Consider the following 14,465-nt stretch of genomic DNA (forward strand, 5'->3'; position numbering starts at 1 on the left):
TAGTTCCCGTATCGCGGCGCACGGTGCGCCGCCTCGAACGAGGAGCTCCACCATGGACGTCGTATTCCTGATCGGCCGCATCCTGCTCGCGGTCCTGTTCGTGATGTCGGCCGTCGGCCACTTCACCGCCGCGGAGGGCATGGCGCAGTACGCCGCCGCCAAGAAGGTCCCCGCCGCGAAGCTCGCCGTGGTCGGCAGCGGCGTGATCGCGCTGCTCGGCGGCCTGTCGCTGATCCTGGGCGTGTGGATCGACCTGGGCGCGCTGCTGCTCGTGCTGTTCCTGCTGCCCGTCACCGTGATGATGCACGACTTCTGGAAGGCCGTGGATCCCGAGGCGAAGCAGACCGAGATGATCTCCTTCAACAAGAACCTCGCGCTCATCGGCGGCGCGCTGATCCTGTTCTACTTCGTCAACGTCACCCAGTCGGTGCCCCTGGGCCTCACCGGCCCGCTGTTCCCCGCCTGGTGATCGCTCCCCGATAACGGGTTCGGCCCCGGTCCGCGTGCTGCGGATCCGGGGCCGAACTCGTCGTCGCGTCAGTCCTTCGGGAGTTCCCGGCGGACGATCTTGCCGGTGGGGTTGCGGGGCAGCGTGTCGAGGAAGACGACGTCGCGCGGGACCTTGAAGCGGGCGAGGTTGCCGCGCACGTAGTCCTTGAGGTCCTTCACGAGCGCCTCCTCGTCGGAGGGCGCGCCGCCGTCGATCACGACGAAGGCGCGCAGGCGCTGGCCGAACTCGGGATCGGGCACGCCGATCACCGCGGCCTCCACCACGTCGTCGCGGGTGACCAGCAGGTTCTCCACCTCGAGCGGGTAGACGTTCTCGCCGCCGGAGACGATCATGTCGTCGTCGCGGCCGTCGATGTGCAGCAGGCCGTGCTCGTCCCAGTGGCCCATGTCGCCCGACGAGAGGTGGCCGTCGATGATCTGCTTCGTGCGGCCGTCGCTGTAGCCCTCGAAGGGCGCGCCGGCGCGCACGAAGACCCGGCCGCGCTTGCCGACGCCCTCGACGAGCGCGTCGTTCTCGTCGTACAGGCGCACCGTCGTCAGCACCGGCGGCTTGCCGACGGTGCCGGGCGCGGTGCGCAGGTTGCGCGGCGTCGCGACGGTGGCGACGGCGACCTCGGTCGAGCCGTAGACGTTGTAGAGCACGTCGCCGAAGACGTCCTGGAACTTCTCCGAGAGCTCGGGGGAGACCGCGGACCCGGCCACGACCACGGACTTCAGGCAGCTGGTGTCGTACTTCGCGAGCGTCTCCGCGGGCAGGCTCAGCATGCGGGTGAGCATCGTGGGTACCGCGACCAGCATGTCGGCGCGGTTGTCCGCGATCAGCTTGAGGGTGTTCTCCGGATCGAACCGGCGCATCGTCACGGTGGTGCAGCCCACCGACATCCCGGCGGACCACATGGCGAAGCCCGTGGAATGGAAGATCGGCGAGGCGATGACGACGGTGCCGCGGCGCTTGAACGGGATGCGGTCGACGAGCATCGCGGTCGCCAGCGAGGGCACCTTGCTGCGGGTCGCGCCCTTGGGCAGGCCGGTGGTGCCCGAGGTCAGGATGATGAAGCCGCCCTGCTTCTCCGGCGGCGGGACGCGTTTGGCGTCGCGGCCGGCGATCAGCTGGTCGATGGTCTTCGCGCCCGCGGGCACGGCGTCGGCCTCGTCGACCCAGGTCAGGTACTGCGGCATGTCCTCGGGCAGGGCGTCCAGCAGGGAGGTGAACTCGCTGTCGTGGAAGACGGCCTGCACCTTCTCGCGGGCGCAGACCTCGGCGAATTGGGGCTTGGCGAAGCCGGTGTTCATCATGGCCAGGCGCATGCCCGCGCGGGCGGCGGCGCTGATGATGAGCAGGAGGCCGCGGTGGTCGCGGGCGAGCACGGCGATCACGTCGCCGGACTTGAGGCCGGATGCGCGCAGCCCGCGGGCCAGGGCGTTCGACTGCGCCTCGTACTGCGCGTAGGTGAGGGTGCCGCGCTCGTCGACGATCGCGATGCGATCGGGGTTCTCGGCGGCGCCCTTGATCACCAGCGCGGCCTGCGGGCCGTACTGCCGGTTGTAGCCGAGCGCGCGGAGCGCGACGTCGGGGCGTGCCGGGTCGACGACCCGGCGCTGGAGCATGCGCAGCAGGGCGTGGCCCTGCGGAAGAAGATCGGAGACCAGGCTCGTTCCCATGACGACGATGATAGAGGCATCGCGGGAGCTCTGTTGAGCCCCCTTCAATAAGAGGTGTGCGCCACCGGGATCAGGGCCGCGTGAACCGCTCGTCGCGGCCCAGCTTGCGCAGCCGCAGCCACTCGCGGAAGCCCGCGACGTCGCGCTGCTGCACCAGGAAGAACCAGCTGAACCGTGCCCACTCCTGCGGGATCAGCTTCCGCATCCCGGGCTGGGACTGCAGGTAGCCGCGGTTGCGGTAGGTGAAGAAGCGCTTGGTCTCGTTGTCCGGGTACTGGGTGTGCATGCGCCCGCCCAGGATCGGCCGGAACTCGTCGGCGCCGTTGGGGTGCAGGTAGGCGGTGGTCAGGCAGGTGCCGAAGGGCAGGCCCGAGCGCACCAGCCGGCGGTGCACCTCCACCTCGTCGCCGCGGATGAACAGCCGCAGGTCCGGCACGCCCACCGCCGCGACGGTGTCCTTGCGGAACAGCGCGCCGTTGAACAGGGAGGCGATCCCCATCAGCACGTCGTCCGACGGTGCCTCGGGGTCGATCAGCTCGGACCGCTTGCGCCGCCAGACGAGGCCGCGGCGCAGCGGGAAGGCCAGCGTCTCGGGGTCGTCGATCGCCGAGACCACGGGCGAGACCTCCGCTAGCCCGTGCCGCTCGGCGCAGTCCAGCAGCGTGCCGAGCACCTGCGGACCCTCGGGGCGGCCGTCGTCGTCGGCGAGCCAGATCCAGTCGGCGCCCAGCGCGAGCGCGTGCAGCATGCCGAGGGCGAAGCCGCCGGCGCCGCCCAGGTTGAACTGCGAGGGCAGGTACGTGGTGGCGACGGGCTGGGACTCGACCAGCGCGCGCACCTCGTCCTGGGCCGCGTTGTCGACCACGATCAGGTGGTCGACGGGGCGCTCCTGCGAGCTGAGCACCTCGAGGGACTTCGCGAGCAGGGCCGCCCGGTCGTGGGTGACGACGACCGCGACGACGGTGCCCCGACCGTCACTCATTCTTCTCGGCCTCGAGCATGTCGAGCACCTTGCGGACCTGCGCGCCGGCGTCGAGGCCCTCGTAGGCGGTCACGACCTCCTCGATGCCGCCCTCCTGCCGGATCTCGCCGTGATCGATCCACATCGCCCGGTCGCAGAGCTGCGCCAGGAATTCGTTCGAGTGCGAGGCGAAGACGAGGATGCCCGAGCGCTCCACCAGCGCGGAGAGCCGCTTGCGTGCCTTGCGCATGAACTCGGCGTCGACGGCGCCGATGCCCTCGTCGAGGAGCAGGATCTCGGGGTCGATCGACGTGACCACGCCCAGGGCGATGCGTACCCGCATGCCGGTGGAGTAGGTGCGCAGCGGCATCGACAGGTAGTCGCCCAGCTCGGTGAACTCGGCGATCTCGTCGGCCTTGCGCAGCATCGACTTACGGGTCTGCCCCAGGAACAGCCCGCGGATGATGATGTTCTCCATGCCGGAGATCTCGGGATCCATGCCCACGCCGAGGTCGAAGACGGGGGCCACGCGGCCCTTCACGAGCGCGGAGCCGCGGGTCGGCTCGTAGATCCCGGCGAGGAGCCGCAGCAGCGTCGACTTGCCGGCGCCGTTGTGGCCGACGAGCCCGACGCGGTCGCCCTCGTCGAGGCTCATGGTGATGTTGCGCAGCGCCTCGACGACGACCACGTTGTCGTCGGCCATCACCTTGCCTCCGGCGGAGCCCATGACCGCGCGCTTGATCGAGCGCGATTTCGCGTCGAACACCGGGAAGTCGACGCAGGCGTCCTGCGTCCGAATGGAAACGCTCATCTCACACCCAATACGCGACTCGGGAACGGAACTGCTTCATGAGCACGAGGGTCAGCCCCATGCCGACGATCGTGCAGCCGATCACCACGTACCAGTGCTGGGGATCGAAGGGCTTGCCCGTGAGCGGCCCGCGCACCATCTCCAGGTAGTGGTAGAGCGGGTTCAGCTTCACCAGCTGCGCGCGCTCGCTGTTGCCGCCGGGCACGGTGTCGAGCGTCCACACCACGGGGGTGATGTAGAAGAGCAGCTGCGTCAGGGCGGTGAGCAGCGGCGCGATGTCGCGGAACCGGGTGGCGAGGATGCCGAAGAACATCGAGACCCAGACGCCGGTGATGGCCAGCATGGCGAACCCGGGGATCACGCTGAGCTGCGTCCACGACCACTGCTTCGGCGGGAAGATCGCCAGCACGACGACCACGATGATCATGTTGTGGGCGAGGAAGAGCATGTGCCGCCACACCAGGCGGTAGACGTGCACCGACAGTGGCGCGGGGAGCTGTTTGATCAGACCCTCGTTGGCGATGAACACCTCGGCGCCGTCGATGATCGAGCTCTGGATGAAGGCCCACAGCACGAAGCCGACGGTGAGCTGCGGCAGCAGGTCCTTGACGTTGGCGCCGAGCAGCACCGACCACAGCAGCGCGAGCGCGCTGGCGGTGACGCCGGTGGCGATCGTGATCCAGAAGGGGCCGATCACCGATCGGCGGTAGCGCTGCTTGATGTCCTGCCAGCCCAGTTCGAGCCAGAGCTCGCGATGCACGGTGGCGCCGTCTACCAGGTCGCGGATCGCGCGCGAGAAGGTGCGCGAGTCCGAGACGAGGGGCGCCGAAGGGGCGGCGTGGGGGCTATCGACGGGCACGGTAGGCCAGGGTACCCGTCCCGACGGTCCGCCCGGCGCACGTCGAGCGGGAGCGCCCCGGCCGCCTTCCGGCGGTGCGCCCGCCGCCCGCGGGCGGCACCGTCACAGGTACTGCCCGTGACCGGTCTGCGACTCCGGGCCGGGGCTCATCGCCGGGGGCAGGGCGCCCTGGCGCATCTGCTCGAGCTGGGCCCGGGCGGCCATCTGCTGCGCGAAGAGGGCGGTCTGGATGCCGTGGAAGAGGCCCTCCAGCCAGCCGACGAGCTGCGCCTGCGCGATCCGTAGTTCGGCGTCCGACGGGGTCGACTCGTCCGTGAAGGGCAGCGCGAGACGCTCCAGCTCGTCCTGCAGGTCGGGGGAGAGCCCGTCCTCGAGCTCCTTGATCGACGTCCGGTGGATGTCCTTGAGCCGGGCGCGGCTGGCCTCGTCGAGCGGTGCGGCGCGTACCTCCTCGAGGAGTTGCTTGATCATCGTGCCGATCCGCATCACCTTCGCGGGCTGCTCGACCATGCCGTGCAGCTCCTCCGCGGCATTGTCCGGTTCATCCGCTTCGGCGTGCGCGCCGGCGCCGGCACCCGCGGGAATGATCTCCACCTCGTTGCGATCGCTCATACCACCATTCTGGCAGCTCCCCGCGGGCGGACCACGGTGTCGTCGGTGCGGCGGTGTAATCTGCGTCCCAGTGAACACGTTCTCAGAAGGCCAGGGTGAACCCGGCCGGGCATCGACTGCGGTTGCGGTATCCGCATTCGACGTTGCCCGCGTCCGGGGGCTTTATCCTGCCCTGGGGGACGGGTGGATCCACTTCGATCCGCAGGCCGGCGCGCAGATCCCCGGGGCGGTGTCCTCGGCGGTGGCGAACGCCTTCCGCGGATTCGTCAGCAATCCCTACGGCGTCTACGCCGGGGCCGCGCACACGCGCTCGATCGTGCAGGCCGCCCGGGTGGCGGTGGCGGACCTCGTCAACGGCAAGCCCGAGGGCGTGGTGCTCGGGCCGAGCCGGGAGCAGTTGCTCACCTCCCTCGCCGAGTCGCTGAGCGCGCGCCTGGGGCTCGGCTCGGAGATCGTGCTCTGCCGCCTGGACGACGATGCGAATCAGTCGCCGTGGCTGCGCGTCGCGGATCGCGGCGGCGGCCGCGTCCGGTGGGTCGAGGCCGACATCGAGACCGGCGAGGTCCCGGCGTGGCAGTTCGAGGAGCTGGCCGGGCCGAGCACCTCGGTGATCGCGGTGCCGTACGCCTCGTCGACCATCGGCACCGTCATCGACGTGGCCGCGGCGGCGCAGGCGGCGCACCGCGTGGGCGCGCTCCTCGTGGTGGACGCGACGAGCGCCGCGCCGTACGAGCTGCTCGACATCGAGCGCCTCGGCGCCGACGTGCTGCTCGTGAGTGCGAACCGCTGGGGCGGCCCGCAGGTGGCCGCGATGGCCTTCCGCGATCCGTCGCTGTTCGGCCGGTTGCGCGCCGTGAACCCCGATCGCAGCCTGACGGGGCCGGAGCGGTTCGAGCTGGGCGAGCATCAGTACGCGATGCTGGCGGGGCTCATCGCCTCGATCGACCACCTCGCCGGCCTCGACGAGTCGTCGGTCGGCACGCGCCGGGACCGGCTGGAGCAGTCGATGTTCGGCCTGCGCCAGTACCAGCAGCGGCTCCTGTTCTACTTGCTCAACTCCCTGGCCTCCGCTCCGCAGGTGGCGATCATCGGCCGCGCCGAGCGCCGGGTGCCCACGGTCTCCTTCACGATGCCGGGCGTGCCGGCGGCCAAGGCCGCCAAGCGCCTCGCCGACAACGGCGTGTGCGCCCTGTCGAACGTGCCGAGCCGGTACTTCGCCGGGCTGGGCGTGCCGGAGTACGGGGGCGCGGTCACCGTCGGCCTCGCGCCCTATTCGACCCCGTACGACGTGGACCAGCTGGTCCGCGCCCTCGCTTCCCTGGGTTAGCCGGTGGGACCGTCGGCGCTGGCGGCCGCCTTCGGCGCGGGGATCCTCGCGGGCCTCGGTGCCGTCCTCCCGCTCGGCGCCATCGGCGTGATGCTGTTGCACGAGGGCGCCTCCCGCGGCTGGCGCCGCGCCGTCCCCGCCGCCGCCGGCGTCGGCACCGCGGACCTGATCTTCGCCGTGCTGGCGCTGGCCGCCGGTTCGGTGCTGGCGCCGCTGGTCTCGCAGTGGGGGCGGTGGCCCGCCGCCGTCGGCGGCCTGCTGCTGCTCGTGGTCGCGGTCCTCATGGTGCGCAAGGCCTTCCGTCCCGAGCCCGCCGAGCCCGACGATGCCGAGCCCGCCGGCGGGAGCGGGGGATGGGCGCGGTACGCGATGTTCTTCGGGCTCACCGCCGTCAACCCGTTCCCGCTCGTCTACTTCGGCGCCATCGCCGTCGGGCTGGGGGAGGGGCTGCACCGCCCGCCCGTGGCGACGGCCTTCGCGATCGGCGTCGGGATCGCCTCGTTCGGCTGGAATCTCGTGCTCATCGGATTGGGGGCGGTGCTGCGGGCGCGGTCGACGGCGCGGATGCGGCGGATCGTCACCGCCGCGGGCGGAGGGATCGTCGCGGTGTGCGCCGTGGTGATCCTGGTGACCGCGTTCGCCTGATCCGCTCAGCCGTCGATCGCGGCGCGGTACTCCTCGGACTCGAAGAACGGGGTGAGGCGGCGGCGCAGCAGGTCCTCGATGACGCCGCGCTCGTCCAGCGTCGCGATCACCGGCGGGCCGAACCGCAGCGCCTCCTCGATCATGTCCTCGCGGCCCACGCCCAGCTCGGCGAGCAGCTCGTACAGCGAGGCGTCGCCGTACTTGTCGAAGACGTGGTCGATGCCCTCGTCGAGCAGCGCGCGGAAGTAGTCGGTGTCGCGGAAGGTGCGCCAGAACTCGAAGATCAGCACCACCACGTCCTCGACGTCGCCGTCGGTGAGCACTCCGCGGTACTCCGCGACCGCGCTGCCGCGGTGCTGGCGCCAGAAGTCCCGGACGGCCTCGGCGAGGGTCTCGTCACCGTCGGCAGCGACCCGGCGCAGGGCGAAGCGCACGCCCTGCCGTGCGGCGGCGTCGGCGCGCTGGCCGAGCGCGGGGAGGGCCGGGCGCAGGGCCCGCGCCGCGGCCCCGGCGACGGTGCGCGTCACCGCGTTCCGGGCGAGGGCGCGGTTCGCGTCGTCGGCCGCGGACGAGGCGGCGGCATGCAGTACCGAGGCCACCGCGTCCTCGGTGACGGGGCTCTCGGACAGGGCCTGCAGGACCCGCCCGGTGAGGTCCATCTCCGTCACGGTGCTCACCAGCTTCTCGAAGCTGTGGCTGTCGATGACCTCGTCGAGCCGCGTGGTGTCGTTGACGGTGTGGCGGTACAGGCGGCCGGCGATCTCCCCGACGAGCTCAGGGATCGCGCCCTCGACCGGGACCTGCACGGCGTACTTCGCGGCGACGGCCTTGATCATGTCGGGCGTCACCGCCTCCGCGAGCGTCAGCTCGGAGGCGACGGCGAGCGCGTGGTCCACCTCGTCGATGACCAGCGAGTGATAGGCGGTATCGCGGAGCTGCTTGCGCGCGAAGGCGATCTGCGCCTCGAGGAGGCGGGCGGCGAGGTCGTCGATCATGGGGTCAGGAGCACCTTTCCGACGGACTCGGGGGAGTCTAGGAGGTCGTGGGCGGCGGCCGCGTCGGCGAGCGGGAGGCGCGCGGAGACGACGGGGCGCACGGCACCGTCGGCGATGAGCGGCCAGACCTGTGCGCGGACCGCGGCCACGACCTCGGCCTTGCTGTGCGGCCCGACGGCGGGGCGGCCACGCAGGTTCGTGGCGCTGACCCGGCCCCGCTTGCCCAGCAGCGCACCGATGTTCAGCTCGCCCTTGACGCCGCCCTGTAGGCCGATGATCACGAGCCGGCCGTGCGGGGCGAGGGCGCTCACGTTGCGGGGCAGGTACTTCGCGCCCATGATGTCGAGGATCACGTCGGCCCGGTCGCGCAGGATCTCCGCGAAATCCTCGTCGTGGTAGTCGATCACGATGTCGGCGCCCAGCTCGCGGCAGCGCTGCGCCTTGAACTCCGAGCCGATGGTGACGGCCACCGTCGCCCCGAGGGCCTTACCGAGCTGGATCGCGTGCGTGCCGATGCCGCTGCCGCCGCCGTGGAGCAGGAGCGTCTCGCCGGCTCGCAGGCCGGCCTCGGTGATGAGGTTGGAGTGGACGGTGCAGGCGACCTCGGGGAGCGCCGCCGCGTCGACGAGGGAGACCCCGGCGGGGACGGGCAAGCACTGGGTGGCGGGCGCGATCGCGTACTCGGCGTAGCCGCCGCCGGACAGGAGAGCGCACACCTCGTCGCCGACGGCGAGCCCCTCGACCTCCGGGCCGACGGCGTCGACGGTGCCCGAGACCTCGAGGCCCAGGATCGGGCTGGCCCCGGGCGGCGGAGGGTAGAGGCCGCGGCGCTGCATCAGGTCGGCCCGGTTGACCGCCGTCGCCGCGACGGCGATCCGCACCTCGCCGGGGCCGGGTTCGGGGATCGGGAGGTCGATGATGCGCAGGTCCTTCGTGGTTTCGTCGACGTCGATGGCCCTCATGGTTCATGGGTAGCACACCGGGCGCGGCCGTCGCGCGGGCTGTGGTGTGGGTCCCGGCTTCGCGGGAATGCGGTAGCGAGGGCAGCCATGTGTTAGAAGTGAATGAACATTCTGTCACTTGGAACGGTGGCGCGACGGCGAGGAGACCGCGATGGACCTGAAGAACAAGACCGCACTCGTCACGGGCGGCGCCTCCGGCCTGGGTCTGGCGACGGTGACCCGTCTCGTCGCCGGCGGGGCCCGCGTCGTCGCGATCGACCTGCCGAGCGCCGACACCTCGGCGCTCGCCGCCCTCGGCGACGCCGTGCGCTTCGCCCCCGCCGACGTGACCGACGAGGCCGCGGTGCAGGCCGCCGTCGACCTCGCCAACGACGAGGGCACCCTCGCGATCGTCGTGAACTGCGCCGGCATCGGCAACGCGATCAAGACCACGGGCAAGAAGGGCGCGTTCCCGCTCGACGCCTTCTCGAAGGTGATCTCGGTGAACCTCATCGGCACGTTCAACGTGATCCGGCTGGCCGCTACCGCGATCGCCGAGAACGCGCTCGACGGCGAGGAGCGCGGCGTCATCGTCAACACCGCGTCCGTCGCGGCCTTCGACGGCCAGATCGGCCAGGCGGCGTACTCGGCGTCGAAGGGCGGCGTCGTGGGGATGACCCTGCCGATCGCCCGCGATCTTGCCTCGCTCGCGATCCGTGTCGTCACCATCGCGCCGGGCCTGTTCCTCACGCCGCTGCTCGGCACGCTGCCCGAGGAGGCCCGCGCCTCCCTCGGCGCGCAGGTGCCGCACCCCGCGCGGCTCGGCGACCCGTCGGAGTACGCCGACCTCGTCGCCGCCATCGTCGGCAACCCGATGCTCAACGGCGAGACCATCCGCCTCGACGGCGCCATCCGCATGGCCCCGCGCTGGACCCCCTAGTCATCTGAGATCGAAGGAAACACTGCCATGACCGACGCCGTCATCGTCGACATCGTCCGCACCCCGTCCGGCAAGGGCAAGCCCGGCGGCGCTCTGCACCCCGTCCACCCCGTCGACCTGTTCGCGGGCGTCATCTCCGCCCTCATCGAGCGCAACGACCTCGATCCCGCCCTCGTCGAGGACGTGATCGGCGGGTGCGTCCAGCAGGTGGGGGATCAGGCGCTCAACATCGCGCGCGTCGCCGCGCTCACCGCCGGCCTCCCGATCGAGGTGCCCGGCACCACGATCGACCGGCAGTGCGGATCGTCGCAGCAGGCAGCGCATTTCGCGGCGCAGGGCGTGATCGCCGGCGCGTACGACGTGGTGATCGCCGGCGGCGTCGAGTCCATGAGCCGCGTGCCCATGGGCACCAGCCCCACCGGAGGCGCGCCCTTCGCGCCGCTCGCCGCCCGCTTCCCGAGCCTGCCGCACCAGGGCATCGGTGCCGAGTTGCTCGCCGCACGAGGCAAGTTCGACCGCGAGGCGCTCGACGCCTTCGCCGCCGAGTCGCACCGTCGGGCCGCGGCGACGCAGGCCGCCGGCGGCTTCGACCGGGAGATCGTGCCCGTCGCGCTCCCCGACGGCGGAGTGCACGCCGTCGACGAGACCGTGCGCGGCTCGACCACCGCGGAGGGACTGGGTGGTCTCAAGCCCGCCTTCGCCGATCCCAGGTTCGCGGAGCGGTACCCCGAGATCGATTGGTCGATCACGCCAGGCAACTCGTCGCCGCTGACCGACGGTGCCTCCGCCGCGCTGATCATGAGCGCGGAGAAGGCCGAGGCCCTGGGCCTGACCCCGCGGGCGCGGTTCCACGCCTTCTCCGTGGTCGGCTCCGACCCCGAGGTCATGCTGAGCGGCCCGATCCCCGTGACGCACAAGGTGCTCGCCCGCGCCGGCCTGCGCGCCGACGACATCGACGCCTTCGAGGTCAACGAGGCCTTCGCCTCGGTGCCGATGGCGTGGGCCGCCGAGTTCGACGTCGACCCCGCCCGCCTGAACCCGCGCGGTGGCGCGATCGCGCTCGGCCACCCGCTCGGTGCGTCCGGCACTCGCCTGCTCGCGACGTTGGTCAACCACCTCGAGCAGACCGGTGGCCGCTACGGCCTGCAGACGATGTGCGAGGGCAACGGCATGGCGAACGGCACCATCATCGAGCGTCTCTGAGCGGTGAGCCTCTGGTGGGTCCGGTATCGTACGGCGCTAGGGAAGCGTGGCAGAGCGGCCGAATGCACTCGCCTTGAAAGCGAGCGTGGGTGAAACCACCGGGGGTTCAAATCCCTCCGCTTCCGCAGGTAGAACAGGGTCCCGGTGCCGGACACGGCATCGGGCCCCTCGAGACTTGCCACACCTTGCCACTATCGCCGAAGGAATTCTCGGCGCTAGTTTCGGCGTGTCGTCCCGGCTGGCTGGTGATCATAGAAATCACCGATGGGATGTACACATGGCTCGACTACCCAGCTACATCACGCGCATCGACGGTTCGCGTGGACCCCGATACGAGGCGCGGATCAACGCCACGCTTTCCACTGGGAAGCGACTCCAGCACCGGAAGCGGTTCCGGTCGTTCGACGAGGCGAAGGCATGGCACGCGAAGACGCTCACCGAACTCGAATCCGGTACCCATACGCCGCCCAGCGACCTGACGGTGCACGAGGCGGTAGAGGCGTGGCTCACTGCGAAGGCTGCACGGACGAAGCCGAGCACGGCCGCCGCGTACAAATTCTCCTTGGCACCCGTGGTCGCCGCGTACGGCAACACGAAGGTGCAGAAGCTCTCGAAGGCGGATGTTGAGCGACTCGTCACCGACCTCCGCACCGGCGCGGGCGACCGCGGATTGTGGAGGCGCACCTCGATCAATCCGATGCTCGCTCGGTGGCGGAAGGTCTGGGCCGACCTGCATGCGGAGGGAGTCGTAGCGCGGAACGTCGTGGCATTGGTAGAGCCGCTGCGCAAGCCGAGTGGTGAGCCCGCGATGAAGGTCGACGACAGCCTCTCGGAGGCTGAGGTGGAGCTGCTGATCAAGGCACACAGCGACGGCGCGAACGGTTACGCCCGACGGCGTGAACCGTTCGTGCACTTGGCGCTGCTTGGACTCCGCCGCGGAGAGCTCAGCGGGTTGCGCTGGAGCGCCGTCGTTCTCGAAGGGGGTGCGCCCTCGATCGCAGTCGCCGCGACCCGCGTGACCGTCACAGGGAAGGTTATCGAGCAGGATGACGCAAAGACCGCCTCCTCGTCGCGCACACTCCCGATCCCTCCACACCTCCTCCCTATCCTCCGCCGTGCGCACGCGGAGATGCATGCCAACCGCGGAAGACTCGGGGAGCGGTGGGAGGGCGGCGACGATCCGTACGTGTTCGCACTGGACCTCGGAGCGCCGCTCTCGCCGAGAACCTTGAACGCGTGGTGGAAGAAGAGTTTGGAGGACGCCAACCTGCCGCACCGCCGGCTGCATGCGTCGAGGCACACGGCTGCTTCGTTGCTGGCTCTGCGGGGTGCGCCGGTGCCGATGATCGCTGCGTGGCTCGGGCATGCCGATGGTGGCGTGCTGGCGATGCGCACCTATGTGCACACGCCGGGTGCTGCGCTCACGGATACTGCCGCACTGCTTAGCCATGAGACCTGACGCCGTTCCGCTGACGCGACGATCGGGGCGCGACACCACCGCGGTGGCGGATGCTGCACCCGGACGGTCGGGTCCAGCGGCTCGGGTCGGCAGAGGCGAGGTGGACCTGCCGCAGCGTGTCGCGGAGGGTGACGGCAGCGGTACGCAGAGCATCGAGGTCGCCGCTCATGTGCCTCGTGAACCCGAGCAGAAGCTGGTCCATGTCGGCGTCGCTGCTCGTGGCCGAGATCGTCATCGCCGGGGTGATGGCGCTGGGTTGCGGCGCGTCCACCCGACCCAACGCAGAGGGTCGTCGGCGCTACCACCGCGGGCGATCCGCGTGGGGCGTGGCGCAGTCAACGACTCCCACGGCTACGAGTCCAAGTAGGCAGATGTGGTGATCACTAACGCCAACCACGCATTCAATTCGCTGAACCCTGAGAAGGCGGAGGACTTCTTCGTCGAGGGAGTATCAGCGGTCTGCAAGGTCAAGGCGAACCTCCGGCTATCAAACCTAGAGTCCGCCGTCGAAGCCGGCGCCGCGTTCAAGGCGCTCTGCCCTGTGCACAACCCGGAGGAAACGATTCTCGGCCACGAGGCCTAGACGCGTCACACCAATGCGCTGCCGCCGTCCGGCGTTGTTGCGTTCGACACGAACATCGCGGAGATGACGCTGCTCGCGCGGCCGGCCGATGGAGCCGATGTCGAGCAGGCAAACCCCGAGTCCACACCGCAGCCGCCGGTCGACGCCGTGTGAATGACTCGAATCCTGGGCAGGTATGTCCTCTGGAGGGTCTGTTTGGTCGACAACCCCATGTTCCGCGTGAGGTCCGGGGGCGAAGGCTGCCGCCGAGCGGATGCATGCTGACGGGCTATGTCCAGCGTCACTTGTTCGGCGGGCGGTGGGACATCGCCGCGAGCAACTCTGTGCGCCTGATAGGTCCGGGCGATCACGCGGCGTGGTCTGCCTGGGCGTCGCGTGCAGCGACTCCGCGATCGTGAGCGAAGCGGAGAAGGCGCGCATCCGTGTGGCGATCCAGCGGCGCGAACTCGAAGCCGGGATTGAGCGGATGAACGAGGAGGGCGAGTGGCGGAGGTTGCCCGGGATTGAGCGCCTATGAATGGAGCCCACTTCTGAGCCCCACCGTCCTCGGCATAGCGATGTGTGCTACTGTGAAATTGGTTGACTTTCTTGGTGATACGCTCGCGAGAACTTCACGCGGCAGGTAATCACCGAAATCCTGTATGTCAGTACTTCAACTTCGTAGAACTCCGCAGGCCCAGACGCGAAATCGTTCGCCCTGCCAATTCACTTTCTCAGGAGATCTCCATGGCTCAAGGTACCGTCAAATGGTTCAACAGCGAGAAGGGATTCGGCTTCATCACCCCCGACGACGGTGGCAAGGATCTGTTCGTCCACTTCACGGGCATCGTGGCCAACGGCGGCTTCCGCAACCTCGAGGAGAACAACCGCGTCTCCTACGACGCGGAGGCGGGCGACCGAGGGCCGCAGGCGGTCGCGGTCCAGGTCCTGCCGTGACCGATTGCGGCGCTGATAGCG

15 protein-coding genes and 1 tRNA gene are annotated in these 14,465 nt (G+C 70.1%); 9 read left to right on the plus strand and 7 right to left on the minus strand.

What is annotated here, in order from left to right:
• Window positions 1-52 precede the first annotated feature (52 nt).
• Window positions 53-469, plus strand: coding sequence for a DoxX family membrane protein (locus LB823_RS04830; RefSeq protein ID WP_068526096.1), 417 nt, complete (start codon window positions 53-55; stop codon window positions 467-469).
• A gap of 68 nt (window positions 470-537) precedes the next feature.
• Here the strand turns inward: LB823_RS04830 and LB823_RS04835 are convergent, their stop codons facing one another.
• The 5 genes from LB823_RS04835 to LB823_RS04855 form a co-directional block, all read right to left on the minus strand.
• A complete protein-coding gene (locus LB823_RS04835) occupies window positions 538-2,172 on the minus strand; it encodes an acyl-CoA synthetase (protein WP_224645632.1) in 1,635 nt (544 codons plus the stop codon).
• A 70-nt stretch (window positions 2,173-2,242) separates the two neighbouring features.
• The gene (locus LB823_RS04840; protein ID WP_224645633.1) at window positions 2,243-3,154 is read right to left on the minus strand and encodes a glycosyltransferase; all 912 of its coding nucleotides are present in this window, start codon (window positions 3,152-3,154) and stop codon (window positions 2,243-2,245) included.
• Window positions 3,147-3,944 (minus strand): ABC transporter ATP-binding protein, encoded by a 798-nt coding sequence (locus LB823_RS04845; protein ID WP_224645634.1) that lies wholly within the window; start codon window positions 3,942-3,944, stop codon window positions 3,147-3,149. Before LB823_RS04845 ends, LB823_RS04840 begins: the two co-directional genes overlap by 8 nt.
• A 1-nt stretch (window position 3,945) precedes the next feature.
• Complete coding sequence (locus tag LB823_RS04850; RefSeq protein ID WP_224645635.1) at window positions 3,946-4,803, minus strand: ABC transporter permease; 858 nt, start codon at window positions 4,801-4,803, stop codon at window positions 3,946-3,948.
• Window positions 4,804-4,905: 102 nt separating this feature from the next.
• The gene (locus tag LB823_RS04855) at window positions 4,906-5,415 is read right to left on the minus strand and encodes a bacterial proteasome activator family protein (RefSeq protein ID WP_374201274.1); all 510 of its coding nucleotides are present in this window, start codon (window positions 5,413-5,415) and stop codon (window positions 4,906-4,908) included.
• A gap of 70 nt (window positions 5,416-5,485) precedes the next feature.
• Here LB823_RS04855 and LB823_RS04860 point away from each other — a divergent pair, with 70 nt between their 5' ends.
• Together LB823_RS04860 and LB823_RS04865 are read left to right on the plus strand one after the other, a co-directional pair.
• Window positions 5,486-6,742: a cysteine desulfurase-like protein gene (locus tag LB823_RS04860; RefSeq protein ID WP_224645636.1), complete on the plus strand. Its 1,257-nt coding sequence runs from the start codon at window positions 5,486-5,488 to the stop codon at window positions 6,740-6,742.
• A gap of 3 nt (window positions 6,743-6,745) precedes the next feature.
• Window positions 6,746-7,387 carry a LysE family transporter gene (locus LB823_RS04865; RefSeq protein ID WP_224645637.1) on the plus strand — a complete coding sequence of 214 codons (642 nt, stop codon included), beginning with the start codon at window positions 6,746-6,748 and terminating at the stop codon, window positions 7,385-7,387.
• 5 nt (window positions 7,388-7,392) lie between these two features.
• Here LB823_RS04865 and LB823_RS04870 read toward each other — a convergent pair whose 3' ends face one another.
• On the minus strand, window positions 7,393-8,382 hold the full coding sequence (locus tag LB823_RS04870; protein WP_224645638.1) for a hypothetical protein: 990 nt from the start codon (window positions 8,380-8,382) through the stop codon (window positions 7,393-7,395).
• Window positions 8,379-9,344, minus strand: a complete 966-nt coding sequence (locus LB823_RS04875) for an NAD(P)H-quinone oxidoreductase (protein ID WP_224645639.1) — start codon at window positions 9,342-9,344, stop codon at window positions 8,379-8,381. Before LB823_RS04875 ends, LB823_RS04870 begins: the two co-directional genes overlap by 4 nt.
• A gap of 151 nt (window positions 9,345-9,495) precedes the next feature.
• On the opposite strand from LB823_RS04875, the gene LB823_RS04880 reads away from it, so the two are divergent.
• From LB823_RS04880 to LB823_RS04905, 6 genes are all read left to right on the plus strand, one after another.
• Entirely contained in the window at window positions 9,496-10,263 is a 768-nt protein-coding gene (locus tag LB823_RS04880) for a 3-hydroxyacyl-CoA dehydrogenase (RefSeq protein ID WP_224645640.1), read from the plus strand.
• 27 nt (window positions 10,264-10,290) lie between these two features.
• The gene (locus LB823_RS04885) at window positions 10,291-11,466 is read left to right on the plus strand and encodes a thiolase family protein (protein ID WP_224645641.1); all 1,176 of its coding nucleotides are present in this window, start codon (window positions 10,291-10,293) and stop codon (window positions 11,464-11,466) included.
• 40 nt (window positions 11,467-11,506) lie between these two features.
• Window positions 11,507-11,591, plus strand: a tRNA-Ser gene (locus LB823_RS04890).
• Between the two features lie 152 nt (window positions 11,592-11,743).
• Complete coding sequence (xerC, locus tag LB823_RS04895; protein WP_224645642.1) at window positions 11,744-12,925, plus strand: tyrosine recombinase XerC; 1,182 nt, start codon at window positions 11,744-11,746, stop codon at window positions 12,923-12,925.
• A gap of 376 nt (window positions 12,926-13,301) precedes the next feature.
• Complete coding sequence (locus LB823_RS04900; protein ID WP_224645643.1) at window positions 13,302-13,508, plus strand: hypothetical protein; 207 nt, start codon at window positions 13,302-13,304, stop codon at window positions 13,506-13,508.
• A gap of 726 nt (window positions 13,509-14,234) precedes the next feature.
• A complete protein-coding gene (locus LB823_RS04905) occupies window positions 14,235-14,444 on the plus strand; it encodes a cold-shock protein (RefSeq protein WP_224645644.1) in 210 nt (69 codons plus the stop codon).
• Window positions 14,445-14,465: the final 21 nt, after the last annotated feature.

The organism is Tsukamurella sp. M9C (genome assembly GCF_020169415.1).
In the GTDB taxonomy this organism is placed as follows: domain Bacteria; phylum Actinomycetota; class Actinomycetes; order Mycobacteriales; family Mycobacteriaceae; genus Tsukamurella.

Bases quoted from the DNA above. Each gene is read 5' to 3' on its own strand.
- LB823_RS04830 (WP_068526096.1), top strand. From the start codon at position 53: ATGGACGTCGTATTCCTGATCGGCCGCATCCTGCTCGCGGTCCTGTTC.
- LB823_RS04840 (WP_224645633.1), bottom strand. From the start codon at position 3,154: ATGAGTGACGGTCGGGGCACCGTCGTCGCGGTCGTCGTCACCCACGAC.
- LB823_RS04880 (WP_224645640.1), top strand. From the start codon at position 9,496: ATGGACCTGAAGAACAAGACCGCACTCGTCACGGGCGGCGCCTCCGGC.
- LB823_RS04855 (WP_374201274.1), bottom strand. From the start codon at position 5,415: ATGAGCGATCGCAACGAGGTGGAGATCATTCCCGCGGGTGCCGGCGCC.
- LB823_RS04885 (WP_224645641.1), top strand. From the start codon at position 10,291: ATGACCGACGCCGTCATCGTCGACATCGTCCGCACCCCGTCCGGCAAG.
- LB823_RS04875 (WP_224645639.1), bottom strand. From the start codon at position 9,344: ATGAGGGCCATCGACGTCGACGAAACCACGAAGGACCTGCGCATCATC.
- LB823_RS04870 (WP_224645638.1), bottom strand. From the start codon at position 8,382: ATGATCGACGACCTCGCCGCCCGCCTCCTCGAGGCGCAGATCGCCTTC.
- xerC (WP_224645642.1), top strand. From the start codon at position 11,744: ATGGCTCGACTACCCAGCTACATCACGCGCATCGACGGTTCGCGTGGA.
- LB823_RS04835 (WP_224645632.1), bottom strand. From the start codon at position 2,172: ATGGGAACGAGCCTGGTCTCCGATCTTCTTCCGCAGGGCCACGCCCTG.
- LB823_RS04905 (WP_224645644.1), top strand. From the start codon at position 14,235: ATGGCTCAAGGTACCGTCAAATGGTTCAACAGCGAGAAGGGATTCGGC.
- LB823_RS04845 (WP_224645634.1), bottom strand. From the start codon at position 3,944: ATGAGCGTTTCCATTCGGACGCAGGACGCCTGCGTCGACTTCCCGGTG.